Source organism: Erythrobacter sp. R86502, assembly GCF_042466465.1.
Taxonomy (GTDB): Bacteria; Pseudomonadota; Alphaproteobacteria; order Sphingomonadales; family Sphingomonadaceae; genus Erythrobacter.
In genome coordinates this window covers 1,715,185-1,739,412 of sequence record NZ_JAXHCJ010000001.1, presented here as the reverse complement: position 1 = coordinate 1,739,412, position 24,228 = coordinate 1,715,185, and the positions used below count along the sequence as shown (strand labels likewise).

Annotated in this window: 25 protein-coding genes; 14 read left to right on the top strand and 11 right to left on the bottom strand. The window is 61.7% G+C overall.

What is annotated here, in order from left to right:
* The first annotated feature begins 177 nt into the window (after positions 1-177).
* A complete protein-coding gene (locus SJY33_RS08400; RefSeq protein ID WP_379922312.1) occupies positions 178-1,050 on the top strand; it encodes a crotonase/enoyl-CoA hydratase family protein in 873 nt (290 codons plus the stop codon).
* On the top strand, positions 1,043-1,519 hold the full coding sequence (locus SJY33_RS08395; RefSeq protein WP_379922311.1) for a MarR family winged helix-turn-helix transcriptional regulator: 477 nt from the start codon (positions 1,043-1,045) through the stop codon (positions 1,517-1,519). The genes SJY33_RS08400 and SJY33_RS08395 overlap by 8 nt, the downstream gene beginning before the upstream one ends.
* Before the next feature lie 40 nt (positions 1,520-1,559).
* Here SJY33_RS08395 and SJY33_RS08390 read toward each other — a convergent pair whose 3' ends face one another.
* The 7 genes from SJY33_RS08390 to SJY33_RS08360 form a co-directional block, all read right to left on the bottom strand.
* Complete coding sequence (locus SJY33_RS08390) at positions 1,560-2,558, bottom strand: type II secretion system F family protein (RefSeq protein ID WP_379922310.1); 999 nt, start codon at positions 2,556-2,558, stop codon at positions 1,560-1,562.
* A 21-nt stretch (positions 2,559-2,579) separates the two neighbouring features.
* A complete protein-coding gene (locus SJY33_RS08385; RefSeq protein ID WP_379922309.1) occupies positions 2,580-3,551 on the bottom strand; it encodes a type II secretion system F family protein in 972 nt (323 codons plus the stop codon).
* A gap of 108 nt (positions 3,552-3,659) precedes the next feature.
* Positions 3,660-4,940, bottom strand: coding sequence for a pilus assembly protein CpaE (locus tag SJY33_RS08380; protein ID WP_379922308.1), 1,281 nt, complete (start codon positions 4,938-4,940; stop codon positions 3,660-3,662).
* A 3-nt stretch (positions 4,941-4,943) separates the two neighbouring features.
* On the bottom strand, positions 4,944-5,615 hold the full coding sequence (locus SJY33_RS08375) for a CpaD family pilus assembly protein (RefSeq protein ID WP_379922307.1): 672 nt from the start codon (positions 5,613-5,615) through the stop codon (positions 4,944-4,946).
* 19 nt (positions 5,616-5,634) lie between these two features.
* Positions 5,635-7,221, bottom strand: a complete 1,587-nt coding sequence (locus SJY33_RS08370) for a type II and III secretion system protein family protein (RefSeq protein WP_379922306.1) — start codon at positions 7,219-7,221, stop codon at positions 5,635-5,637.
* Positions 7,222-7,307: 86 nt separating this feature from the next.
* A complete protein-coding gene (gene cpaB, locus SJY33_RS08365) occupies positions 7,308-8,426 on the bottom strand; it encodes a Flp pilus assembly protein CpaB (RefSeq protein WP_379922305.1) in 1,119 nt (372 codons plus the stop codon).
* An 89-nt stretch (positions 8,427-8,515) separates the two neighbouring features.
* A complete protein-coding gene (locus SJY33_RS08360) occupies positions 8,516-9,001 on the bottom strand; it encodes a prepilin peptidase (protein WP_379922304.1) in 486 nt (161 codons plus the stop codon).
* Between the two features lie 134 nt (positions 9,002-9,135).
* Here SJY33_RS08360 and SJY33_RS08355 point away from each other — a divergent pair, with 134 nt between their 5' ends.
* Positions 9,136-10,086, top strand: a complete 951-nt coding sequence (locus SJY33_RS08355; RefSeq protein ID WP_379922303.1) for an alpha/beta fold hydrolase — start codon at positions 9,136-9,138, stop codon at positions 10,084-10,086.
* On the top strand, positions 10,086-11,198 hold the full coding sequence (locus SJY33_RS08350) for an NAD(P)/FAD-dependent oxidoreductase (protein WP_379922302.1): 1,113 nt from the start codon (positions 10,086-10,088) through the stop codon (positions 11,196-11,198). Before SJY33_RS08355 ends, SJY33_RS08350 begins: the two co-directional genes overlap by 1 nt.
* 9 nt (positions 11,199-11,207) lie before the next feature.
* Here SJY33_RS08350 and rnhA read toward each other — a convergent pair whose 3' ends face one another.
* Genes rnhA through ispH form a run of 3 tightly spaced genes read right to left on the bottom strand, consistent with a single transcriptional unit; the run spans position 11,208 to position 13,652 of the window.
* Positions 11,208-11,651 carry a ribonuclease HI gene (gene rnhA / locus SJY33_RS08345; RefSeq protein WP_379922301.1) on the bottom strand — a complete coding sequence of 148 codons (444 nt, stop codon included), beginning with the start codon at positions 11,649-11,651 and terminating at the stop codon, positions 11,208-11,210.
* A gap of 26 nt (positions 11,652-11,677) precedes the next feature.
* A complete protein-coding gene (locus tag SJY33_RS08340; RefSeq protein ID WP_379922300.1) occupies positions 11,678-12,649 on the bottom strand; it encodes a homoserine kinase in 972 nt (323 codons plus the stop codon).
* Between the two features lie 13 nt (positions 12,650-12,662).
* The gene (ispH, locus tag SJY33_RS08335; protein ID WP_379922299.1) at positions 12,663-13,652 is read right to left on the bottom strand and encodes a 4-hydroxy-3-methylbut-2-enyl diphosphate reductase; all 990 of its coding nucleotides are present in this window, start codon (positions 13,650-13,652) and stop codon (positions 12,663-12,665) included.
* Positions 13,653-13,723: 71 nt separating this feature from the next.
* On the opposite strand from ispH, the gene SJY33_RS08330 reads away from it, so the two are divergent.
* The 9 genes from SJY33_RS08330 to tatC all read left to right on the top strand — a co-directional run bounded on the left by SJY33_RS08330 (position 13,724) and on the right by tatC (position 21,137).
* Positions 13,724-14,374 carry a hypothetical protein gene (locus tag SJY33_RS08330; protein ID WP_379922298.1) on the top strand — a complete coding sequence of 217 codons (651 nt, stop codon included), beginning with the start codon at positions 13,724-13,726 and terminating at the stop codon, positions 14,372-14,374.
* Between the two features lie 173 nt (positions 14,375-14,547).
* The gene (argS, locus tag SJY33_RS08325; RefSeq protein WP_379922297.1) at positions 14,548-16,296 is read left to right on the top strand and encodes an arginine--tRNA ligase; all 1,749 of its coding nucleotides are present in this window, start codon (positions 14,548-14,550) and stop codon (positions 16,294-16,296) included.
* 42 nt (positions 16,297-16,338) lie between these two features.
* On the top strand, positions 16,339-17,028 hold the full coding sequence (locus SJY33_RS08320) for an SPOR domain-containing protein (RefSeq protein ID WP_379922296.1): 690 nt from the start codon (positions 16,339-16,341) through the stop codon (positions 17,026-17,028).
* 111 nt (positions 17,029-17,139) lie between these two features.
* A complete protein-coding gene (gene nagZ, locus SJY33_RS08315; RefSeq protein ID WP_379922295.1) occupies positions 17,140-18,162 on the top strand; it encodes a beta-N-acetylhexosaminidase in 1,023 nt (340 codons plus the stop codon).
* Positions 18,159-18,947, top strand: coding sequence for a segregation and condensation protein A (locus SJY33_RS08310; protein ID WP_379922294.1), 789 nt, complete (start codon positions 18,159-18,161; stop codon positions 18,945-18,947). The genes nagZ and SJY33_RS08310 overlap by 4 nt, the downstream gene beginning before the upstream one ends.
* On the top strand, positions 18,944-19,555 hold the full coding sequence (gene scpB, locus SJY33_RS08305) for an SMC-Scp complex subunit ScpB (protein ID WP_379922293.1): 612 nt from the start codon (positions 18,944-18,946) through the stop codon (positions 19,553-19,555). The genes SJY33_RS08310 and scpB overlap by 4 nt, the downstream gene beginning before the upstream one ends.
* A gap of 87 nt (positions 19,556-19,642) precedes the next feature.
* Entirely contained in the window at positions 19,643-19,879 is a 237-nt protein-coding gene (gene tatA, locus SJY33_RS08300; RefSeq protein ID WP_379922292.1) for a twin-arginine translocase TatA/TatE family subunit, read from the top strand.
* A 36-nt stretch (positions 19,880-19,915) separates the two neighbouring features.
* Positions 19,916-20,341, top strand: coding sequence for a Sec-independent protein translocase protein TatB (gene tatB, locus SJY33_RS08295; RefSeq protein ID WP_379922291.1), 426 nt, complete (start codon positions 19,916-19,918; stop codon positions 20,339-20,341).
* Entirely contained in the window at positions 20,328-21,137 is an 810-nt protein-coding gene (gene tatC, locus SJY33_RS08290; RefSeq protein WP_379922290.1) for a twin-arginine translocase subunit TatC, read from the top strand. Before tatB ends, tatC begins: the two co-directional genes overlap by 14 nt.
* Here tatC and SJY33_RS08285 read toward each other — a convergent pair whose 3' ends face one another.
* On the bottom strand, positions 21,138-22,793 hold the full coding sequence (locus SJY33_RS08285; RefSeq protein WP_379922289.1) for an amidohydrolase: 1,656 nt from the start codon (positions 22,791-22,793) through the stop codon (positions 21,138-21,140).
* Positions 22,794-22,933: 140 nt separating this feature from the next.
* Between SJY33_RS08285 and SJY33_RS08280 the strand changes: the two genes are divergently transcribed.
* Entirely contained in the window at positions 22,934-24,196 is a 1,263-nt protein-coding gene (locus SJY33_RS08280; protein WP_379922288.1) for a threonine ammonia-lyase, read from the top strand.
* The last annotated feature ends 32 nt before the right edge of the window (positions 24,197-24,228 follow it).

Sequence of the window (24,228 nt, the reverse complement as noted above, 5' to 3'; positions counted from 1 at the left end):
GTCTCTTTCCTACCGGGATGAGGCAGGGATAGAATTTTCGACATGTCCCCTGCGCCGTTTTCTGCCCTTTGGCACCCCTCTCAAGCGCACGCTTCGGACAGGCTTGTTTTCGCCTTCTGGACAGTGTCTCATGTGTCTCCAACAAGAGCGCCAAGCCCTGATCGAGAGAGAGCCTGCATGACCGATTACACCCAGATCACGCTCGCCAAGAGCGATGGTATTGCGACAATCACGCTGAACCGCCCCGACAAGATGAACGCCTATACCCGCACGATGGGGCAGGAAATCATCGCGGCGATGGACGATATCGATGCCGATGATGCGGTGCGTGCGGTGATCTTCACCGGTGCGGGCGAGCGGGCGTTCTGTGCGGGCGCTGACCTGACCCCGGAAGGCGGCGGACATGTGTTCTCCGATCCGTCCGAGGTCAGCGACCTGTCCGATCCCAAAGTGCGCGACGGGGGCGGCTTGTTGACGCTGCGCCTGTTCGAATCGAAAAAACCGCTGATTTCGGCGTGCAACGGCGTGGCCGTGGGCGTTGGCGCGACGATGCAGCTGGCGATGGACATCCGCCTGGCGAGCGAGACGGCACGTTATGGCTTCGTCTTTGCGCGGCGCGGGATCGTGCCGGAGGCGGCCTCCAGCTGGTTCCTGCCGCGGCTTGTCGGTATCGCGCAGGCGTTGGAGTGGTGTTACACGGGCCGCATCTTCGGCGCAGATGAAGCCAGAACGGGCGGTCTGGTGCGTTCGGTCCATGCGCCGTCGGACCTGCTTCCTGCGGCGCAAGCGCTGGCCCGCGAAATCACCGAAAACACCTCGGCCGTATCGGTTGCTATGACCCGTGCGATGATGTGGCGATTGATGAGCGCGGATCATCCGATGGAAGCGCACAAGATCGATAGCCGCGCGATCTATCGCCTCAGCCGCAGCGCCGATGCGAGGGAAGGCATTGCCAGCTTCCTTGAAAAGCGCAGCCCCGCGTATCCGGGCACAGTCAGCGCCGACATGCCCGATTTCTATCCGTGGTGGGAAGCGCGCCCCTATGAATGATGACACCGGCGATCTGGCGGGGTTTCTGCCCTATCAGCTTTCGGTCGCCTCCAATGCGGTCAGCGGGCTGATCGCCGAACGGTATCGCAAGCGGTTCGGGCTGAAAATTCCCGAATGGCGGGTGATGGCGGTGCTGGGTGATCGCGGCAGCATGACCCAGCGCGCGCTGACCGCGGCAACTTTGATGGACAAGGTGGCGGTCAACCGCGCGGTCAAGGTGCTGGAGGAACGCGGTCTGATTGCACGGGTGCCCAATCCAGGCGATGGCCGCTCGCACCTTCTGGCGCTCACGGATGAAGGCAGGGCGATCCATGGCGAAGTGATGCCTCTGGCCCGTGCCACCGAACACGAATTGCTGGCCGATCTGGTGCCGGGCGAAGAAGACACCCTGCGCCGCCTGCTGGCGGGTCTGCGCGCCCGTGCATTGCAGCTGGCCCGCCCTGCAAAGGAAGGGCCGGAACAGGAATGATCCTGTTCCGGCCCCTTCATCGTTTCGCGGCCTTTGGCGGTTACTTGTTGACCAGGTTGTCCGAAATCGAACAGGCTGCCGGGCCCAGAATAACCACGAACAGGGTGGGCAGAATGAACACGATCAACGGCACGGTCATGATCGCGGGCAAACGCGCAGCCTTTTCTTCAGCGCGCATCATGCGATCATTGCGGAATTCCGCTGATAGCACCCGCAGCGCCGAAGCCAGCGGCGTGCCGTAGCGTTCGGTCTGGATCATGGTGGTCACCACGCCTTTGACGGCTTCCAGATTGACCCGGTACGCAAGGTTGTTGAATGCCATGCGCCGTTCGTTGAGGAAGCTCAGTTCGATCGCGGTTAGGGCGAATTCGTCGCCCAGCTCGGGATAGGCGCGGCCCAGTTCCTTGGCGACGCGGTTGAAGGCGGCGTCGACGGTCAGACCGGCTTCGGCGCAGATAACAAGGAGGTCGAGCGCATCGGGCAGGCCCTTCTGGATTTCCTTGGTGCGCTTGTCGGCCTTGTTCTTGAGGAAGATTTCAGGGCCCTTGTAGGACATGAAAACGCTGCCGCCAAACACGCCAAGCCGGGTCATCGGACCCCAGTCGGGCCAGAATTCGACCACGTACACCAGCAGCCCCATGATCACACCGATCACAACCGGCAGAATGGCACGGGCGACGATAATCAGAACCGCCCATTCCTTGTTGCGATAGCCGGCATGGGCCATCTTCTGCTGGATCTCCTTGATCTGGCTTTCCTGCAGCACGTTGAGACGGCCAAGACCGTCCTTCATCTTGTCGGTCGCATCGGTGCGACGGACCAGACTGGTGCGCTTCCTGGTCGACGATGTGACGATCCCGGCCTTCAACTGTTCGCGCCGTGCTTCCAGCGCCTTGACGCGCTTGGCCATCGGATCGCGGATCGTGACCGCAGCGTAGATCGCCAGCATCATGGCGAAGGCGGCAAGGCCAGCCAGCAGCGTGCCGACAAGAACAACGTCGAAGCCAAGCAGGGTCGGACTGGTGGGTTGGTTGATCATGATGTTATATGCCCCCCGCCATCAGATTTCGAAATTGACCATCTTGGCCATCATCAACACGCCAAGTCCCATCCACACGCCAGCACCAAGGCCGGTCACGATCAGCCGATCGTCGGTGAAGAAGGTGCTCATGTATCCGGGATTGATCGAGAAGATCGCGGCAAAGACCAGGAATGGCAGCGAGCCGACGATGTAAGCCGAAGCCTTGGATTCCGAGCTCATCGCCCGGATCTTGAGCTTCATCTGCGCGCGCTTGCGCAAAACTTCGGCAAGGTTCGACAGCGTTTCAGCCAGGTTGCCCCCGGTTTCGCGCTGGATGGCCAGCGTGATCGTAAAGAAGTTGAATTCCGGAATGCCCAGCTTGTCGGCGGTGTCCTGAAGCGCGTCTTCCATGGTCTTGCCGACCTTGATCCGATCGATCACCGCCTTGAATTCATAGCCGACGGGGCCGGGCACTTCGGTCGACACGATGCCAAGCGTCTCGGTAACCGGCAGGCCCGAGCGCAGACCGCGCACCAGAAGCTCGATACCGTCGGGAAACTTGGTGATGAAGGCATTGGTGCGCTTGTTGATCAAATAACCGACGACCATGTGAGGCAGGCCCGCGCCGATCAGCAATCCGAGACCAAGCGACAGCATCGGCGCGCGGGTCAGCACGAAAAACACCACCGCAACCCCCAGTGCCAGCCCGATCGAGGCATAGGCATACTGGCTGACAGTCCACGGCTTGCCCGTCCGATTAAGCCGCATGCCGAGTGCTTCGACCCGCGAGCCCGAGCCTGCGACCTGATATGTCTTCGGTTTGCGGGCGGCGATTGCGCGTTTGAATTGCGCATCGACCTTGGCATCGACGCTTTCGGCATGGCGATCGCGCAGCGCTTCGATGCGGCGTTTCTGCGATTTGGATGCACCCGATCCGGTCGCTACCGCGTAGCCCATGACCAGCACGGAAAAGATCACGATCGTGATCAGCAGGGTTTGGAAAAAGTCCATATCTGTGTGTCCTGCCTGATTCCGCCGGGTTGGGGCGGGTCATGTCCGGTGTCGCTGGGCGAGGGGGAGCCAGGCACCTGTGCGCCCGGCATCCCGCTCTGGTCGGGTTCAATCAGCCTTGGTCAGGTCGACCTTGGGCTTCTTGGCGAGCATCGCCTTGAAATCGAAGTTGCCGAGCAGCGACTTCTTCTCTCCGCCGACATCAAGGGTGTCTTCCGAACTGACGCCCATGACGCGTTCGGCGATCTGGCGAATTGCCGCGGTCGCCTTGCTGGAACGGTTCGCGTCTACGAACACCTGACCCAGCTTTGCCGCGTTCGAGGCCGCCTTGATGTCGTAAGGCACGATGAAATCGACCTTGCGTTCGATCGAGGCTTCAAAATCCGCCTTGCTGATTTCGGCAAGGGCGGGTTGCACCTTGTTTGCCACGATCATCGGATGCGCATGGCTGGCATTGGCTTTCAGCCACGACAGGATGCGAATTGTGTCGCGCGCCGACGCCAGTGTCAGCTCGCAGGTCAGCACCACCAGATTCACGTCTGCGAGAAGCTGCGGGAAGTTGATGAGCATGTTGCGCGGCAAATCGATGACCGTCATTTCGAACGCCTGGCGGAATTCATCCTCCAGCTGCACGAAGGCCGATCCATCGGTCATCAACGGCTGGCTGATCGGGGCTTCTGCCGACAGGATCGAAAGGTGATCGCCCGCACGCACCATCGCGCGTTCGATGAACAGCGGGTCGATACGGCTGGGATTCTCGATCGCGTCGGTCAGGCCGCGGCCCGGTTCCAGATCAAGCGACAGTGCGCCGGTGCCGAAGTGCACGTCGAGATCGAGCAGTGCGGTGGCGGCCTTGTGGTGATCGCTGAAAAGCCAGGCAAGCGAGGTTGCAAGCGTCGACGCGCCCACACCGCCGCGGGTACCCACGACCGCGGTCGAGATATGGCGCCGCGCGGCATCCGCGTCGCCGGCCTTGGGAGCCATGAACACAGCCAGAGCCTGGCTCAGCGCATCATGCACCTGTTGCGGCGACAGGGGTTTGAGCAGGTAATCGTGGATGCCACTGGACAGCAGATCGCGGTACAGGCGCACGTCATTGACCTGACCGATGGCGATAACCACAGTGCCGGGCTCGCACACTTCGGCCAGTGCGTTGATGTCGTTCAGCGGATCGCCGCTTTCCGACAGGTCGACAATCAGGATTGCCGGACTGGCGCTGACCGAAAGCGATTGCACCGCATTACGCAGGCCGCCCTTGTTGCACTTTTCCGGTTGCCAGCCGAGTTCGATAACCACGGGACGCAGCACGTCGAGCGCGGTGTCATCGCAGATATAGGCAGCAAAGGGATCACGGTTTCCGGGCAAGCCCGATTTCCAGGGAGCATTCATGGCTTAATTACCTCCGCCGCCGGCTGCACCGGCATTTTGCAGACCGCCTGCGCCGGTCGGTTGTGCTTCACGATAGGTTGAGATTGCCTTGTTCGAAGTGGCGATCACGGTTTCGCCAGAGGCTTTCTTGCCTTCAAGCAGGTCTTGCGGATCGGCAACCATCGCCGCCAGATTGCTATTGACCGCGCAGCCATAGCCGGGGCTGAGACCGTTCATGTAATTCATGTCGGACTTGGCCGACCAGTCGGGGCAACCCGGAACGCTGGCGGTCGTGCGGGTGATGACCACGCGGGCCTGACCGGGCTGGATAAAACCAGCCGTTACCGGGGCGGTATCGCTGATCATGAGGCCATAACGCGCGGCCAGATCACGCACCGCATTGGTCACGGCGGGGTTCTGGCCCGGATTTTCGATCGCGATACGATCACCGTAGCGAAGATCCATCGTTTCGAACCAGCCGTTGATGCGCTGCTGTTCCGAAATCGGCAGACCCGCAGGGGTGGTGTTGACATCAAGCGTCATGTTGGTGCGTTCCACCACCGGCACCTTGGCGCTGTAGAGCGAGGTGTTGGTCGGCATTCCGCCGCAACCTGCCAGCCCCAGACCAAGCGACAGCGCAAGTGCGAGCCGGGCCACATGAACTTTGGGGAACGTGGTGTGTCGTGCATTGGGCATCGTAATCACCTTTCTCACGTTAGAGGCTGAAGCCCGGGGTCGCGGCACTGGCTTCGCGTTCCTCACGGCGGTTCTTCTTGTCGGCGCGGCGCGGTTGCTCCGGCGTGTTCGGGACGATAGCGGCCGGTTCAGCTGCGCTGACCCGCGGTTCGGGCGCATCGGGCTGCGCCGAGACCGGTCCGGGGCGAGCTTCGCCAGAAATGCCAGCGTGGTTCTGATAACCCAGCAGCTGCTCGAACTCGTTGGCAGAACGGAACCCGTCGGTCGGCAGCTTGATGTCCTTGGCATCCACCGGTTGCACCAGATAGGGGGTGACGATGATCACCAGTTCCGTTTCGCCCTTGCGGAAATCGCGGCTGCGGAACAGGTTGCCAAGGATCGGCACATCACCAAGGCCCGGCGCCTTATCGAGCGAGTTCTGCGAATTCGCGCTCATCAGGCCGGCAATCATGAAGCTTTGACCTGAACCCAGTTCGACCGTGGTTTCGGTCCGGCGCGTGGTGATGGCGGGAACCTGAAAACCATTGAGCGTGATGGCGCCCTGGGTCGAAAGCTCGGACACCTCCGGGCGTACCCGCATCGAAATGCGGCCGTTCGACAGTACCGTGGGGGTGTAGGCCAGGCTGACGCCGAATTGGCGGAACTGCACCGTCACCTGACCAAGGCCCTGCGCAATGGGGATCGGGAATTCGCCGCCCGCCAGGAACGTTGCGGTTTCGCCCGAAAGCGCGGTCAGGTTGGGTTCGGTGATGGTCGTCACCAAACCCAGACGCTCCGACAGATCGAGCGCGCCGAGCATGTTGAGGCCAAACAGCTGACCCAGCCCGGCAAGCGAAGTGCCGCCTTGCGAATCGACCGTTGGGCCGATCACGCGGGTGCCATCCGGCAGCAGGAAGGACGTCTGTCCAGCGCCGCTGCCCACACCAAGAGGACCGCCGTAGTTGAAGGTTTCGCCGCCGATCGAACGACCGGTGCCCACACCGAAGCGGAAACCGCCCGTGGCATCGGCCATTTGAAGGTTGCCGCCGATCTCGCGGACCAGGCTGCGGCTGACTTCGGCGAACTTGACATGCAGATTGACCTGCAGCGGGGTGGCAGTTTTCAGGCGGCTGATGACATTGGCCTGATCGCCCAGAAACGCGGTAACCAGCCGTTCGGCCTCTGCAGCATCTTCGGGTGCGGCCACGGTGCCGGTCAGCAGGACGGTGTTGGTCCCCATGGTCGAAACGCTGACCTTGGCATCGGGCATCGCCATGGCGAGCATCTGGTCGATGCTGCCGATGTTCGAGCCAACCCGGATATTGGCCGAAAAGATTACATCGCCGCGATCATTGCTGGCGTAGATCGTGGTTTCACCCCCGGCCTTGCCAAAGACATAAAGCTGACGCTGCGACTTGATCTGCACGTCGGCAACCGAATCATTGGCGACAAAAACGTCAGCCATGGTTCCCGGCACCGTTACCAGTTCGCCCTTGCCGATCGACAGGACGATTTCCTGCGACGGGCTGACGACCTGCTGCGCGGTGGCGGTTGCCGCCGGCATGGCCGCCATCGGCACTGCGGCCATTGCAGCGACCAAAAGCTTGATCTTGAAATTGCGTGTCATGGGTTTCCCCCCTTCGGGTCTGCCACGGTTTGTCTGAAGAGCAGACAAGCGATGGGTCATGATGTTCGACATGGTCCGGTTGGCTCTCAGTTGATCACGGTCGCGCCAGCGCTGGGAAGCGTGGGCCCGGCGCGGCGCATGCCGTTCGATTGGCTCGAGAGAATGGCGGTGCTGTTAGCCTTGGCGCTGACCGATGCCTGTTCGGTTTCCTTGCCGCGTGTCACCCGCACGCTTGGACCGGTGTAGACAGGAGCATCATTTCCACCCGATGAAGGCGCTGCGCGCGCCGGAGCGGGCTGATACGGGGCTGCTTCGCGGCGTTCGGGCGCACGGGTCGGTACAGTCGTGCGCTGGAAGCGCGAAACATCGCCGCCGGTCACAAAGGTCGTGCCCTTGTCGATCGGACGTCCCATTGCAGCCTTGAGCATCTTTTCTTCCTGCTCGGGCGTGGCATTGGCAGGCAATTGCACATCACCGGCAGCGACAGCGCGTTCGAGTTCGGCCGGGCTGTCCGCCAACGAACGCAGCACCAGGCTGATAGTCCCGATGGTTTGCGCCACCGCCACCTTTTCCGCGATCTTCGGCGTCACTTCGAGCGTAACAGTGCGGAATTCGCTGACTTCGGTCTTGCCGTTTTCATCGGTGGTCTTTTCCACCATCTGATCGGTGGCGAGCACGCGCAGGTTGCGCAGCACGGTTTCGGCAGTCTTCAGCGATTCGCCTTCACCTTCCCCGCTCACATCCTGTGTCAGCACAAGATCCACCCGGTCGCCGGCAAAGACGAAGCCGGCAACACCTGTGATCGCGGACACCGGAACGGTGACAGCCCGCATCCCCGGGCCAAGCGCCGCCGCCAGGAAGCCGCGGTCACCCGGCGCAACCAGCGATCCTTGCGTGACAGGCTCTCCTGCGGTGATCGGGTAGCGAACGACCGTGCCCAGCAGCGCGTTCATATCGGCTTCGCCGTCGATGAAGTAGGCATCCTGCACCAGTTCCTTGGGCCAAGGCTGGAAGCCCAGCGCATCGGCGGTGATGATGGTGCCCGCTGTCAGGGCCCGCTTGGCTACCAGGACGCGCGGTCCGGTGGGCTGTGCAGCCTCAGCATCGGGGGCGGCACCTCCAGCGAAGATGGTCCGTGCGCCAAAGGCCGTCCCGATCGCGATGATCAGCGCGCCGAGCAGCAGAACAAGTTTCTTCCTATCCATGGCTCAATTAGCCCCCTCGTAATTGCCCTTGGTTGGTGTGCGGGCGGGTATGGTTTCGGTGAGTAAGTCGTGACTGGTTAAAATCGGGTTCACGCCGCCGGCACAGCAAAGGCGCCGTCCGGCAGATAGTTGACCGCAAGCACCCACAAACCGCCAAATGCGATGGCAACCCCATAGGGTATGGCCAACTTGCCTTTCTGTCGGCGAATCGTGTGCCAGGCGACCATCACGATGGTCAGCGCGCCGCCAGCCAGCGCCATCACCAAAAGCAATTGCATGAAGGCCTGCGGGCTGACCCACAGCGCCAGCACGGTCAGCAGCTTCACATCACCGCCACCCATCATGCGCAGCGCAAACAATCCCGCAAAAACCGCAAAGGCGGCAAGCGCCACGCCAAACTGGATGGCCACGTCGGGCCACAATGACAGTCCGCTTGACCACCAGAACACAGGAGCGCCAATCGCGATGCCCAGATTGAGCCAATTGTCGATCTGACGCCGGCGCATGTCCGTGAACGCAGCAAAGACCAGCGCAATTGCCAAGGCGATCAGCAAAACGTAGGAAATGGAATTCATCGACTTCGTGCCCCCGGGCGCGGGCCTCGCGAAAGCCGCGGGCCGTCCTTCAATGGGACACTGCTACAGGTTATGACTTACCAAATAGTAACCACACTTCACGGCCCCGTGGCGTGCCTTGGGGGTGTGTGCGCATGATCGACCGCCGCAGCATTCCGGCCGAGGCCAGTGAAACGATCTGGACCGCCGCGGATGGCCACGCCGTACGCCGTATCGATTGGCCGGCCACCGCAGGGGACCGGGGATCGATCCTGTTCCTCCCCGGACGCGGCGATTTTTACGAGAAATACCTTGAGACGCTGGAAGAATGGCACCGCGCTGGATGGCGTGTGACGGCGGCAGACTGGCGCGGGCAGGCAGGCTCGGGGCGTCTGGGCAATGATCCCGTGACCGGCCATGTTGCCGATTTCGGCATCTGGGTCGATGACTTGGAGCACCTGTGGAACCAATGGATTCGTGAAACACCGGGCCCACATGTTCTGGCGGCACATTCGATGGGAGGCCATATTGCGCTGCGTGCGCTGGCCGAACAGCGGTTCCGGCCCGATGCCGTCGTTCTCAGCGCACCGATGACCGGGATGAACGGGCCGCAATTGCCCTTGCCTGTGCTCCATGCTGCTGCAAGGATCATGTGCCGGTTCGGCGATCCGCTGCGTCCGGCATGGAAATGGAGCGAAAAACCGGGAGAGCTTCCCACCGCCCGCGCCGATCTGCTGACACATGATCCGGTGCGATATGCCGATGAACAATGGTGGCGGCAGACGCGGCCCGAACTGGTGATGGGCCCGGCAAGCTGGCGCTGGGTGGAACGGGCCTACGCCTCGTGGCGGATGCTTGATGCACCGGGCACCCTTGAGGCTGTGGATGTGCCGGTGCTGATGGTTTCTACCCGTACGGACCGGCTGGTCAGCCACGCTGCCAATTGTCAGGCTGCTTCACGCCTGCCGCAAGGCGAACTTCTGGCATTGGGCGAAGAATCGCATCACGAAGTCCTGCGCGAAGTCGATGCGGTGCGCGAACCGATTATGGCCGCCATTGCCGCGTTCCTCGATCGCGCCGCGCCGCGGCCGATGGTCGCGTCTTGATGTACGATGTCGCCATCATCGGTGCGGGCATGGCCGGAGCCGGGCTTGCCGCTGAACTTGCGCCGCATGCACGGGTTCTGCTGCTCGAAGCGGAAGACGCACCGGGCTATCATGCCACTGGACGGTCAGCAGCGTTCTGGGAAGAATGTTACGGCGGCCCTGGGGTCGTGCCCCTGACGCTGGCGTCGGGAGGCTATCTGAAAGACCACGGCTTCCTGACCCCGCGCGGCGCCTTGTATGTCGGGCGCGCCGAAGACCGCGCGGCGATGGACGCCCATGTCGAAACCTTTGCCGGAACCGGCGTAACAATCGAGCGGCTGTCACCGTCCGCGCTGGCGCACAAAGTGCCGCACATCCGGCCCGATTGGACCGAGGCACTCCACCAGCCAGCCTGCGCCGATATCGACGTCGCGGGCCTGCACCAGCACTACCTCGCGTTGGCGAGGCGCCACGGTGTTAATATCATCTGCCGGGCCCGGGTAAGCGCTTTGGCTCGCGATGGCGGGGCGTGGTCAATCAGGACCGAAGGCGGCGCAAGCTGGCGCGCCGCGATCTGTGTCAATGCCGCCGGGGCCTGGGCCGATACCGTCGCACAATTGGCGGGGGTTCGGCCCATCGGTATCGATCCGCTGCGCCGGACGGTCGCGGTGCTGCGGGTGGAACCACAAGCGCCTGCCGATCTGCCACTGGTGCTCGACATCAATGGCGGCTTCTATTTCAAGCCTGATGCCGGACGGCTGTGGCTCAGCCCGCATGATGAAGTACCTTCTGCGCCAACCGATGCTGCGCCGGAGGAGCTGGATGTTGCGATAGCCATTGACCGCTTCCAGCAGGTGACCGACTGGAAGATCGCGGCGGTCGAACGGCGCTGGGCAGGGCTGCGCAGCTTTGCGCCTGATCGCCTGCCGGTCTATGGCTTCGATGCGGACGCCGAGGGGTTTTTCTGGTTCGCAGGACAGGGCGGGTTCGGCATTCAGACCGCGCCTGCCGCTGCACGGTTGGGTGCACAGATCCTGCTGGGGAACGCGCGCGATGCGATGACCGCAGCGATCGATGCGGCTGCCTATACGCCATCGCGCTTTCGCGACGGGACTGCGGCGCGACCTGTCTAACGGCGCGGTCTAGCTTCCTGCAGCGATGCGTGCCGCTTCGGCGCTTGCCATTGCGTCAACGCGCTCATTCTCCGGATGACCGCTGTGGCCGCGGACCCAATGCCAGTTGACCTGATGCGGCCGCGCAGCTTCGATCAGTTCATGCCACAGATCGGCGTTGCGCACGGGTTTCTTGCTGGCGTTGACCCAACCGTTGCGCTGCCATCCGTGAATCCATTTCTGCATTCCGTCGAGCACATATTTACTGTCGGAATACAGATCGACCTTGCACGGTTCTATCAGCGCGTTCAGCCCCTTGATCGCCGCCATCAATTCCATGCGGTTGTTGGTGGTGTCAGGTTCCCCTCCTGACAGCTCCTTTTCATGCGCCCCCATACGCAGCAGCGCGCCCCAGCCCCCGGGCCCAGGGTTACCCTTGCAGGCACCGTCGGTGTAGATTTCGACCTGTTTCATTGCGCCCAGCTTTGGCGCGGGAGCGGTCAGCCTGCAAGCACGCCGTCACCCGCTTCGTCGTAGAACGCCCAGCGTTTGACGAATTGCATCGGATCCTTGCGGGTAACTAGCGCATCGTCGGGCGTGTCGAGCCAGTCTTCAGCGCGGCTGGCCACAAACCGCAGACACGCGCCCTTGGCAATTTCGGGGAACAGCCTGCGTTCGGCCGGGTCAAGCGGGCGGATGCTTTGATAGCCCGCGATGAGCGCGGCGCCGCAGTCTGCGTGGTAAGCATTTGCACTGTCAAAGCACCAGGCGGCATGGGTGACTGCCAGATCCAGCACCATTGGCCCGGTGCACGCGAAATAGAAGTCGATCAGCCCTGTTACCCGGTCGCCCAGCATCAGGACGTTGTCGGGAAACAGATCGGTGTGTGTCTGCGATTGCGGCAGGGCTGAAAGATCAAGTGTAGCGGCACTGCGGGCGTGTTCTACCATGGCGGAAAGACGCGGGTCGATGGTCGCAAGGGCATCCGGGCCGCAATTTCCAAGAATTGCGGCGGTGGCGGCAAAATCCATCGCATTGCTGCGTTGGCGCGGAAAATCCTGTGCAGCCAGATGCAACCGCGCCAGCACCGCGCCCACAGCCCATGCCTGCGCTGCGGTTGGGCGGGTGGGGGAGATGCCGGGCAGAAATTCGATCAACGCGGCAGCCGTGCCTTCCACCATCCGAAAAGATGCCCCATCGCGGTCGTGCATCGTTCGCGGCACAGGGCAGCCTTTGGCGGCCAGATGATCGAGCAGGTCAAGAAAGTAGGGCAAATCGCCGGTGTCGATCCGCCGTTCGTACAAGGTCAGGATAAAGCGTGCGCCGCGCCGGTCAGCGCCGGTGGTTTCCACTAACCAGTTCGAATTCGACACGCCTTCGGCAATACCCTTGGCCGAAACCAGATCGCCGACATCGTAGTGCGCAATCAGCCGGGCGAGTTCTTCCGCCCCCAGATGGGTGTAAACCGCCACGATAAGCTCGGCTTCAGTCGGTCAGCTGGCGGGGAAGCTTGAACACCATCTTTTCGACCGTCGCAGTGATCTCCTTTTCGTGGATCGTGCGATGTTGCGCCAACAGTGCGACCACTTCGCGCACCAACACTTCAGGCGCCGAAGCGCCAGCGGTTAGCCCCAGGGTTTGCACCCCTTCAAGCCAGGCAAGATCGATTTCGCTGGCCCGCTGTATGAGCTTGGCAGGAGTTCCGAGCCGTTCGGACACCTCCACGAGCCGCAGCGAATTGGACGAATTGGGCGCCCCGATTACGAGCACCAGATCGCAATCATGCGCCAGTTCCTTGACCGCGGCCTGGCGGTTGGACGTGGCATAGCAGATATCTTCGGCGCGCGGGCCCGAGATGTTGGGATAGCGCCATTCAAGCGCCTGGATCACCTCTCGTGTGTCATCGACCGACAGCGTCGTCTGGGTCAGATAGGACAGTTCTTCGTCCGCATCGAACGGCAGCTTGTCGACATCCTCAATGGTTTCAACCAGCGTCATCTGTCCGGGCTCGACCTGCCCCATCGTGCCGATCACTTCGGGGTGGCCTTCATGACCGATGAAAATGATGTGGCGGCCTTTTTCGATCTGGCGTTCGGCCTGCCGGTGAATTTTGCTTACCAGCGGACAAGTCGCATCGACATACAGCAATTCGCGGCGCCGCGCTTCGGCCGGGATCGACTTCGGCACGCCATGCGCGCTGAACACGACTGGCGCATCGTCAGGCACTTCGTCCAGTTCCTTGACGAAAATCGCGCCCTTGGCCTTCAGCCCTTCGACCACATATTTGTTATGGACGATCTCGTGCCGCACGAACACCGGAGCGCCATAGCGTTCCAATGCCTTTTCGACGATTTCGATCGCACGGTCGACCCCGGCACAAAAGCCGCGCGGCGCGGCAATCAGAAGGTTGAGAGGCGGGCGGGCCGAAACCATGGCTGCGGCATCGGTGTCGGATGCTTGAAAGGGCGCGTTCATATCGCTCCCTCTAGCGCTTTCGCCGCGTCCTCGCTAGGGCGCACGGGATCGTAAATTCGAGGACGGCTTTGATGATGCTTCGCGCACGCGCCTTTTTTGCCATTTCCGCCGTTGCGGCGCTCGCTGCCTGTTCCAATGAAGGCGAACTGGTGATTGATCAGGGGGTTGGCATTGCCAGCGTTCTGACGCTTTGCCCTTCGGTGGGGATACCGGATTACACGGGTGATATCACCACATTCCGCGATGCCGCCGATACCACCACCGCGAGCCTTGATGTCAGCGCCGCGATGACCGATCTGCGCTCCACCTGCAACGACACTGGCGAAAAGGTCTATTCGGAAGCGACCTTCACTGTGAACGGCCGCCGCGCCGATGCGCGGGGCAGCCGCACGGTAGAACTTCCCTACTTCGTCACTGTCCTGCGCGGCGGCAGCGCCGTGGTGAGCAAACGGCTGGGCACCGCAAGCCTGACCTTTGCCGACGGGCAGGAGCGCGCTAGCGCCGCGGCCAAGGTGGGCAGTTACATTAATCGGGCTGATGCTGCCTTGCCCGAAGATATCCGTGAACGCATCACGCGCAGACGCCGCGCCGGCGATGCCGAGGCCGCGCTTGATCCGCTGGCTGACCCCGAAGTGAAGGCCGCTGTGGCGCGCACTCGGTTTGAAATGTTGGTCGGCTTCCAGCTTACGGAATCGCAGCTTTCATACAACGTGACGCGGTGAGTGTTTTACGCACCCGTTTTTGCGGGTGCGTCATCGGCGCGGTTTCTTCGCTTTGCTTGTAAGCACCTGCGGAGTTGACCGCAGGCTGCACCTGTTGCCGTCCCAGACTTGACCCGGCAGTTCGCTTTCTATCTTGCAGGCGCAATATTCTGCGCCCATCGCACGAGACAATTATGACCGAACCCAAGACCCTCTACACTGCTTATACGGCGTTGATCGAAACGGTGCTGACCGAATTGATTGCGGACGGCGTTTTGCCCGCGGGCACGTCCTTCGCCAATGTGACGCTGGAACCGCCACGCGACCCGTCGCACGGCGATTTGGCAACCAATGCTGCAATGGTGTTGGCCAAGCCCGCAGGTCTCAATCCTCGCTCACTGGCTGAGGCGATCACGGCAAAGCTGGCGGCGCATCCCTCCATCACTAGTGCCGACATAGCGGGGCCGGGTTTCATCAACCTACGCCTTGTGCCGCAGGCTTGGCTGGATGAATTGCAGGCGATTGCGAGCTTGGGCGATGATTATGGCCGGTCCGACGTGGGTGGGGGCCGGGTGGTCAACATCGAATATGTCTCGGCCAATCCAACCGGCCCGATGCACATGGGCCACTGCCGCGGCGCGGTGGTGGGTGATGCGCTGGGCAGTCTGCTGGAGTTTGCCGGCCACCAGGTGATCCGCGAATATTATGTCAACGATGCGGGCGCGCAGGTCGATGTCCTCGCCCGTTCGGTACATATGCGGTATCGCGAAGCCTTGGGCGAGACGATCACGATTCCCGAAGGTCTTTATCCCGGCGATTATCTTGTGCCGGTGGGTCAGGCGCTCGCAGCCGAATTCGGCGACACTTATGTGACCGCGCCCGAAGATGATTGGCTGATCCTGTTTCGCACCCGCGCTGTTGCGGCGATGATGGACATGATTCGCGAAGATCTCGCCACGCTCGGCATCAAGCACGACCTGTTTTCGTCTGAGGCCGAATTGCAGGCGTCGGGCAAGGTCGATGCGGCCGAACAATGGCTGCGCGACCATGACCTCGTCTATGATGGCGTGCTCGAAGCCCCCAAGGGCAAGGCACCGCCGGAGGATTGGGAGCCGGTGCAGTTGCCGCTGTTCCGCTCCACCAAGTTCGGCGACGATCAGGATCGCCCGATCAAGAAATCGAACGGGGCCTGGACCTATTTCGGCGCGGATCTCGCCTATCATTTCCAGAAGTCTCAGAGCGCGGACGCGCTGGTGGATATCTGGGGCGCAGATCATGCCGGCACGGTCAAGCGGATCAAGGCAGCCGTCGCTGCGCTGACCAGCGCCGACGGGGCTGCGCCGAAGCCCTTCGAGGTCAAGCTCGTTCAGATGGTGCAGCTGCTGAAAGGCGGGCAGCCATTCAAGATGTCCAAGCGTTCGGGTAATTTCGTTACGCTTGCGGACGTTGTCGAGATGGTCGGCAAGGACGTGGTGCGGTTCACCATGCTGACCCGCAAGCCCGATGCGCAGATGGACTTCGATTTCGACAAGGTGGTCGAAGCATCCAAGGACAATCCCGTGTTCTACGTGCAATACGCCCATGCGCGTATTCGTTCCACGTTGCGCAAGGCAGCTGATGCGGGCCTGACCCCGACCGATACGAACCTTGCAATGCTGGGATCCGAGGAACGCGCGCTGATCGCCCGCGCGGCCCAGTTCCCGCGCGAAATCGAGGCGGCGTCTCGTGCCCGCGAACCGCATCGGATTGCCTTCTATCTTTATGATCTGGCAGCCGATCTGCATTCTTACTGGAACCTTGGTAATGACCGTCAGGAAAAGCGGTTCATCGTGGAACAGGATGCGCAGCTGACAGAGGCAAGGCTTTTCCTTGGCACGGCAATCGGGCAAGTGATCCGCAACGGTCTCGCTGTCCTGGGTGTCGAGGCTGTCGAAAGTATGTAACGGCAGGCCATTGGTTGCCGGGGGAAGGACTGAAAGTTCGCCATGATCGATGCCGAGTACGAAGAACTGAACGATGACGGTAGCGAGCTGGACCTTGCTGACACGGACAGCTTGCCTTGGCTCGAATCCGATGAGGACGACAATGATGCAGGCGGGCTCGATCCCGGCCAGATCGTATTGTTCATCGCAGCAATGGTGCTTGTACTGGGCGCGGTTGTCGGCGGGGTGTGGTTCGTAACGAACCGTGCAGCCGACGAAGATATGGTTGCCGACGGAAGCGTGATCCCCGCGCCGGAAGGTCCCGTCAAGCAGCGTCCCGATGATCCGGGGGGCAAGGAATTCGCCGGCACCGGAAATGTCGCGCCCGTCGTGGGTGAAGGCGGATCGCGCCCTGCGGTGGTGGCTGAAGCGCCTGTGCCTGCCACAAGCGCTGCGCCCAAGCCTTCAATTGCGACCTTGCCTGCAGCATCACCGTCCGAAGGCGCTGCGCCTGCAGTGCAGGGCGTGGGCGTGCAATTGGCTGCCTACGGAACCCGTGCCCGCGCCGAACAGGGGTGGACCGATATCACCCGCCGAACCGATGTTTTGTCCGGCGTTAAATACCGGATTGTCGAAGGCAAGGTAGATATCGGAACGGTTTACCGGTTGCAGGCCGTCGCGCCCAACCGCACCGAGGCTGAACGCATGTGCGCATCATTGAAGGCCGGCGGGATCGATTGTCAGGTCAAATAAGGGCCTGGCGCGCGGGCGCACTATCTGACAGCGTCCTGCGCGTCTTTTCCCCGCCCTTGATCGCGCCGCACCCTTGCTAGACTGTCTGGAGAATGCGACCTTGCGGGGCCTATGACCCCTGCCATCTTTGGCCTTTCCGGCCCGCACCTGACTGCTGACGAACGCGCCTTCTTCCGAGAGGCAGATCCGGCGGGGTATATCCTGTTCGGCCGCAACTGCATCGAGCCCAATCAGCTGCGCAGTCTGACAGATGATCTACGCAGCCTGCACGGGCGCGAAAACCTTCTGGTGTCGATCGATCAGGAAGGTGGACGCGTCGCGCGCCTGCGACCGCCTCTTTGGGCCCATTATCCGACCGGGCATGCGTTTGACGCGCTGTATCAGATCGCACCGGCCAGCGCGATCGAAGCTGCGCGAGCGAATGCCACGGCGATGGGATTGGAATTGTCTGCCATGGGGATCACGGTGAATTATCACCCCCCGCTTGATCTGAGAGTCGCTGGCGCGCACGATGTAATCGGCGACCGTGCATTCGGAGCTGAACCCATGCAGGTTGCAGCAATTGGCCGGGCCGTGCTTGAAGGGCTGGCAGCCGGCGGCGTAGCGGGCTGTATCAAGCATATGCCGGGCCATGGCCGCACCGATGTAGACACGCACAAGTCGCTGCCAACCGTCACCGCATCGACCGCCGAGCTGGAGGATGATCTCATCCCGTTTCGCACGCTCAATCACGCGCCAATCGGTATGACGGGTCATCTTGTTTTCACGGCTTGGGATGCCGAACATCCCGCCACGCTGTCTGAGACCGTGATCCGCGATGTGATCCGTGGACAGATCGGCTTTGATGGTCTGCTGCTGACCGACGATATCGACATGCAGGCGCTTGGCGGCACCATCCCGGAACGCGCGGCCCGCGCTTATGCAGCTGGATGCGATATTATCCTGAATTGCTGGGCAAAAATGGATGATATGCAGGGTATTTGCGAGGCGCTGCCGGCCATGTCCGAAGTGACGAGTACGCGGCTGAACCGCGCTTTGTCAGGCACCCGAATTGCGCCCGCGATCGGGCCGGAAGCAGCCGAACTGCTGGCCAAACGCGATACGCTGCTCGCTCTTGGCGCCGCGCATACATGATCAACGAAGCGGCTCCTTTCCTGTTTGCGCCAGATCCGGCCAAGGCCGAAGCGGACGCGCTGTACCTCGAACTCGATGGCTGGGAAGGTCCGCTCGATCTGCTGCTAGACCTGGCCCGGCGGCAGAAGGTGGATCTGCTGCAAATTTCGATCCTTGCGCTGGTTGACCAATATCTTGCCTATATCGAGCAGGCAGGAGAGATGAAGCTGGAACTGGCAGCGGATTATCTGGTGATGGCGGCATGGCTGGCATACCTGAAATCGGCGATGCTGCTGCCAAAGGCGGAACAGGAAGATCCATCCCCCGAAGACCTTGCGATGCGTCTGCAATTGCGACTGCAACGGCTGGGTGCGATGCGCGAAGCGGCAGCGCGCCTGATGGGGCGCGACCGCATCGGACGCGACGTGTTCCTGCGCGGCGCGCCCGAAGGCTTGCGCACAGATCGCAAGACCGTGTGGCGAAGCGATATTTTTGCGCTGATCCAGGCTTACGGCCAGGTAAAGGCGCGCACCGCGCCGCGGATATACCATGTGGCCAATCGCCCTGTGATGACGCTGGACAGCGCGCTCGAACGTGTGTCTGCGATGCTGGGCGTGACGCTGGAATGGATGGAAATCCGCGACTTCCTGCCGCCCCATGCATCGCCTGAACTGAAGCGATCTGCACTGGCATCAAGCTTTGTCGCGGCGCTCGAACTGGCGAAGCGGGGTCGGGCGGAACTCGATCAGGAAGGCGCATTTGCCCCCTTGCGCATCCGGCGTCTGAAAGATGCGGCATCGGTATGAACGAAGAACCCGATACGCTGGAGCGCGCGGTGGAAGCCACGCTCTTCGCTTCAGAACAGCCCATGGCGGTGGACGCGCTTGGCGCGCATCTGGGCGGGCTGGCCGCGCATGACGTGCGGCGTGCCTTGTCAAACCTGCAGGAACACTACCGGGCGCGAGGGGTGCATCTGGTTGAACGCAGCGGGCGCTGGCATTTTGAAACCGCACCCGATCTGGCGCATTTGCTGCGACGGGAAAAGGAACAGGTTCGCCGCCTCAGCCGCGCTGCTACCGAAGTGCTTGCGATCATCGCCTATCACGAACCGGTAAGCCGTGCCGAAATCGAATCGATCCGCGGCGTGCAGACAAGTGCCGGAACACTCGATGTGTTGATGGAAGCGGGCTGGGTACGGCTCGCCGGGCGGCGTGAGGTGCCGGGTCGTCCGGTGATCTACGCCACCACGCCGGAATTTCTCGACCATTTCGGACTTACCAGCCGCCGCGATCTGCCCGGAATCGACGAGTTGCGTGCCGCAGGTTTGCTTGACCCGGTTGACGAGGCAATGGAAGCGGCGATGCGGTTTGATCCCGATGATGCGGATGACAGTGAGGGTCACGCTCATGAATGAAGCGTACCCTGCTTTTTGTCTGCCGGGTGGCGTCCCGCTGGCAAGGCTCCTATATGGAGTTCTGGTCCTTAACACGAGTCACACTTCATGAACGTCGGCATCTGGCAAATCCTCATCGTCGCATTGGTTGTCCTGGTCCTGTTCGGGCGCGGCCGCATTTCGGAAATGATGGGCGATTTCGGCAAGGGTATCTCGAGTTTCAAGAAAGGCATGAGCGAGACGGACGAGCCGCAGCCCAAGGCCCGGATCGAACCTCCGGTCGCCGCGCCGCCGCCGGTCGAAACACCAGTGTCGGTCGACAAGAACGACAGCACCGGCGCCTGATTAACGTCTTGGGGAGGCGGCGCGCCCGCATCTAACATGTTCGACATCGGCGCCGCAGAACTGCTGGTCATCATCATTGTTGCGGTCGTTGTCATCGGCCCGAAGGATCTGCCGCTCGCCATGCGGGTGGCCGGGCGCTGGATCGGCAAAATGCGGCGTATCTCGGCGCATTTCCGCAGCGGCATAGATACGATGGTGCGAGAAGCGGAATTGGAGGACATGGAGAAAAAGTGGAAGGCGCAGAATGAGGAAATCATGCGCCGGTCCGCTGCTCTTACCGAGGCTGAAGCCAGCGCAACCTTGATGACCGGGCCGCCCGCGAACGAACAGTCCGCTTCTGATACTGCGCCTGCCTCTTTCAACCCGCCGCCCATCGAACCGATTACGGTGGAATCGCCGCCGGGTTCGGTTTCCGAAACCTCCGACATTCCCGCAAAGAACGGCAAGCATGTTCAAGGTTGACGATCTTGACGAGACCCGCGCTCCGCTGCTCGATCATCTGATCGAACTGCGTACCCGCGTGATCCGTGCGCTGTTGGCGTTGGCGGTCGGGTTTGGCGTATGCCTCTACTTTGCTGGCGATATCCTTGGTTTCCTGGTCTGGCCGCTCGAACGCGCGTTTCCCGATGGGCAGGGCCAGCTGATCTTCACCAAATTGCCAGAGGTTTTCTTTGTTGAACTGAAGGTTGCCCTGTTTGCCGGGTTCATGATCAGCTTCCCCGTTATCGCCAATCAACTTTGGGCGTTCATTGCACCCGGGCTGTACGCACGCGAGAAAAAGGCATTCCTGCCATTTCTGCTAGCCACGCCGGTGTTGTTCCTGAGCGGGGCGGCGCTGGCCTATTTCGTGGTTATGCCGACCGCTTTCGTGTTTTTTCTGGGCTATGGCGGAAAGGCTGGGAACCTGACCTTGCAGGCCCTGCCCAGTGCAGAGGAATATCTCGGCCTTGTGATGCAGTTCATCCTCGCTTTCGGGATGACTTTCCTTTTGCCGGTGCTGTTGTTACTGCTGCACCGTGCGGGGATCATCACGCGCTTGCAGCTTGCAGGTGCACGGCGTTACGTGATCGTTGCCATCTTCGCGCTATCAGCAGTGGTGACGCCGCCCGACCCCGGTTCGCAGGTCATTCTCGCACTTCCCCTGATCCTGTTGTTTGAAGCATCGCTTGTGCTGATGCGCTTTCAGGACAAGGCGGTTGCGGCCGACAAGGCCGCGCGCGAGGCTGAAGAGGCAGCTGCGCGCGCGGCGGCAGAATAGTCAGTCAGCGCCTGTCACTCTGACACCGCCGACCCACACCTGCAGGATTTGCGTTTCCCGCAAGGCTTCGGGCGATGCGAACAGAGGGTCGCGGTCCACCAGCAGAAAATCGGCGCGCTCGCCTGGGATAAGGCGACCGAAGCGGCCTTCGGCAAATCCGGCATAGGCTGCATCCGAGGTAAACCCGGCAAGTGCCATCTCGCGGCTAACGGTTTCTTCGGGGAACCAGCCGCCGAACGGCGCGCCGCTGGCATCGGTGCGGCTAATCGCGGCGGCCATTCCGGCAAAGGCATCGGCAGGTTCGACCGGCGCATCCGATCCGAAGGCAAGTCGCCCGCCAACCGCCGTCACGCTGCGCCAGGGATAGGCGCCGTCCAGCCTGTCAGGCCCCAGCCGCGCTTCCGCCATCAGCCGGTCGGACGTCTGGTGGAGCGGTTGCATTGACGCGATGATGCCATGCTGCCCCAAACGCGAAATATCGGCAGGGTCGATGATCTGCGCGTGTTCGATCCGCCAGCGCCGGTCGCCGGTATAGCTTTCGGACAGTTCCTCCACCGCAGCCAGCACTTCGGCATTGGCTGCATCGCCGATCGCATGGATGGCGGTCTGGAAGTTGTCCATGCTTGCGCGGCTCATGAGATTGCGTAGCTGGGCAGGAGTGAGCAGCGGCAGGCCCTTGGCGCCGGGGTCATCGTGATAGGGCGCCTTCAGGCTGGCGCCGCGCGATCCCAATGCTCCGTCAAGGTACAGCTTGATGCCGCCCATGCGCAGTTTGTCGTCGTACAGCCACACCGTCGGCTCCGGCCCTGCGACTGTTTCGAGCGTCTCGAACGAATCGGCGTAGGCCATGATGCGGATCTGTAATCGGCCCTGATCGCCTGCACGCCGGAACGTTGTCCAATCGGGCATTTCGGTGCCCATGTCCGCCACCGCAGTCACCCCCTTGGCGAGTAGTGCTTTCTGCGCGGCGTCGAAGGCCAGATCCCTGTCTTCGGGGCGCGGCGCGGGCACCACCTTGCCCACCAACTGCACGGCATTGTCCACGAAAACGCCTGCCGGCGCCCCCTTTGTGTCGCGAATGATCCTGCCACCCGCGGGGTCGGGCGTCTTTGCCGTGATGCCAGCGGTCTTGATCGCGAGGCTGTTGCCCCAATTGGCGTGATTATCTGCACGTTCGAGCCACACCGGGCGGTCCGACACGACGCTATCGAGTTCTGCGGCGGTGGGGAACCGGCCCAATCCCCATTTTTCCTGATTCCACCCGCGCCCGATGATCCACGGGCGGCCCGGATTGGCATCGGCAAAGGCCTTGATCGTGGCTAGCGCATCCTCCAGCGAGGTCGTGGCCGAAAGATCGAGCGTCAGCGCGGCAAAGCCGATGTCCATGACGTGCACATGCGCATCGATCATCCCGGGGATCATCACGCGGCCTTCCCCGTCTAGGCGATAATCCACCTGCGGACGCTTGTCGTCACGGGTCAGCACAGCGATCACCTTGCCATCTTCGTCGAATACAAGGCCGTTGAACCGCTTAACCTTGCCGACTTCGTCGATCGTGATCCCGTCGACATTGTCGATGAGCGTGTCCGCCCACGCAGGCGCAGCAAGGGCGATGGCAGAGGCAGCGGCAAACAGCGGAGTAAAAGTGCGGAACATGGCTATCCTTGCGGCAGGGCAAAATCAGGAAGTTGCGGTGCCTATCGCTTTGCTGCGCGCTTGCCAATCGGTCGGCGCATACGAAATCGGTGCGGCGCCGATTGCCCTTGCGCCGCCAAGGTTCTAATCGCGCGGTCGCTATGTCGACACAACCGCTCACCGCCAGCCCCAAAGGTGCCGCCGCTACGTCGGCCGACCTGACCCTTGATCACGTCCGCGCCGCTGCTGCGCGTATCGCAGGTGCGGTGGTCAAGACTCCGATGATGCATTCGATTACACTGTCGGAAATCACCGGCGCGGATATCTGGCTGAAATTTGAAAACTTGCAGTTCACGGCCGCTTACAAGGAGCGCGGTGCGCTGAACGCTTTGCTGCTTCTGAATCAGGAACAGCGCGACAGGGGCGTGATTGCAGCCTCGGCCGGAAATCATAGCCAAGGCCTTTCCTATCACGGCACGCGGCTGGGTGTACCCGTCACCATCGTCATGCCGCGCACCACCCCCACGGTGAAGGTCATGCAGACCGAAAGTGTCGGCGGTAAAGTGCTGCTTGAAGGCGAAACCTTCGACGAAGCCTATGCCCATGCGCGCAAGCTGGAAATCGAACTTGGCCTTACCTTTGTACACCCGTTTGATGATCCCGATGTTGCTGCCGGTGCAGGAACGGTCGCGCTTGAGATGCTGGAGGTCAAACCGGATCTTGATTGCATCGTGACGCCGATTGGCGGGGGCGGGCTGATCTCCGGCATGGCGACCGTTGCCAAGGCGCTGAACCCTGACATCGAAGTTGTCGGCGTGCAGGCTGGCCTGTTTCCCAGCATGTTCGACCGGATCAAGGGCGCCAATCTGCCTTGCGGCGGGGATACGCTGGCTGAAGGCATTGCGGTGAAGCAGCCTGGCGATTTCACCGCCAAAGTCATTGCTGAAAAGGTTGATGACATCCTGCTGGTGGACGAACCGGCCCTGGAAAAGGCCGTGGCCCTGTTGCTGCAGATCGAAAAGACCGTGGTGGAAGGCGCAGGCGCGGCGGGCCTTGCAGCGGTGCTGGGAAATCCCAAGCGGTTCGCGGGCAAAAGCATTGGTCTGGCGCTTTGCGGCGGAAACATCGACACAAGGTTGCTTGCCAATGTGCTGCTGCGTGATCTGGCACGGCAGGGGCGTCTGGCTCGCCTGCGCATCACGCTGCAGGATCGGCCGGGCGCGTTGTTCAAGGTGATGCGCCTGTTTGACGAACACAACGTCAACATCATCGAAATCTACCATCAGCGGATATTCACCACCTTGCCCGCCAAGGGCCTTATCACCGATATCGAATGTGAAGCCCGTGATGCCGAGCAGGTTGAACGCCTGATCGAAGGTCTGCGTGCGAAGGGCTATATCGTCCAGTTGGTCGAACTCGGTTAAAAATCAGAGTTTTAGGTGCGGTTCGTTATCCG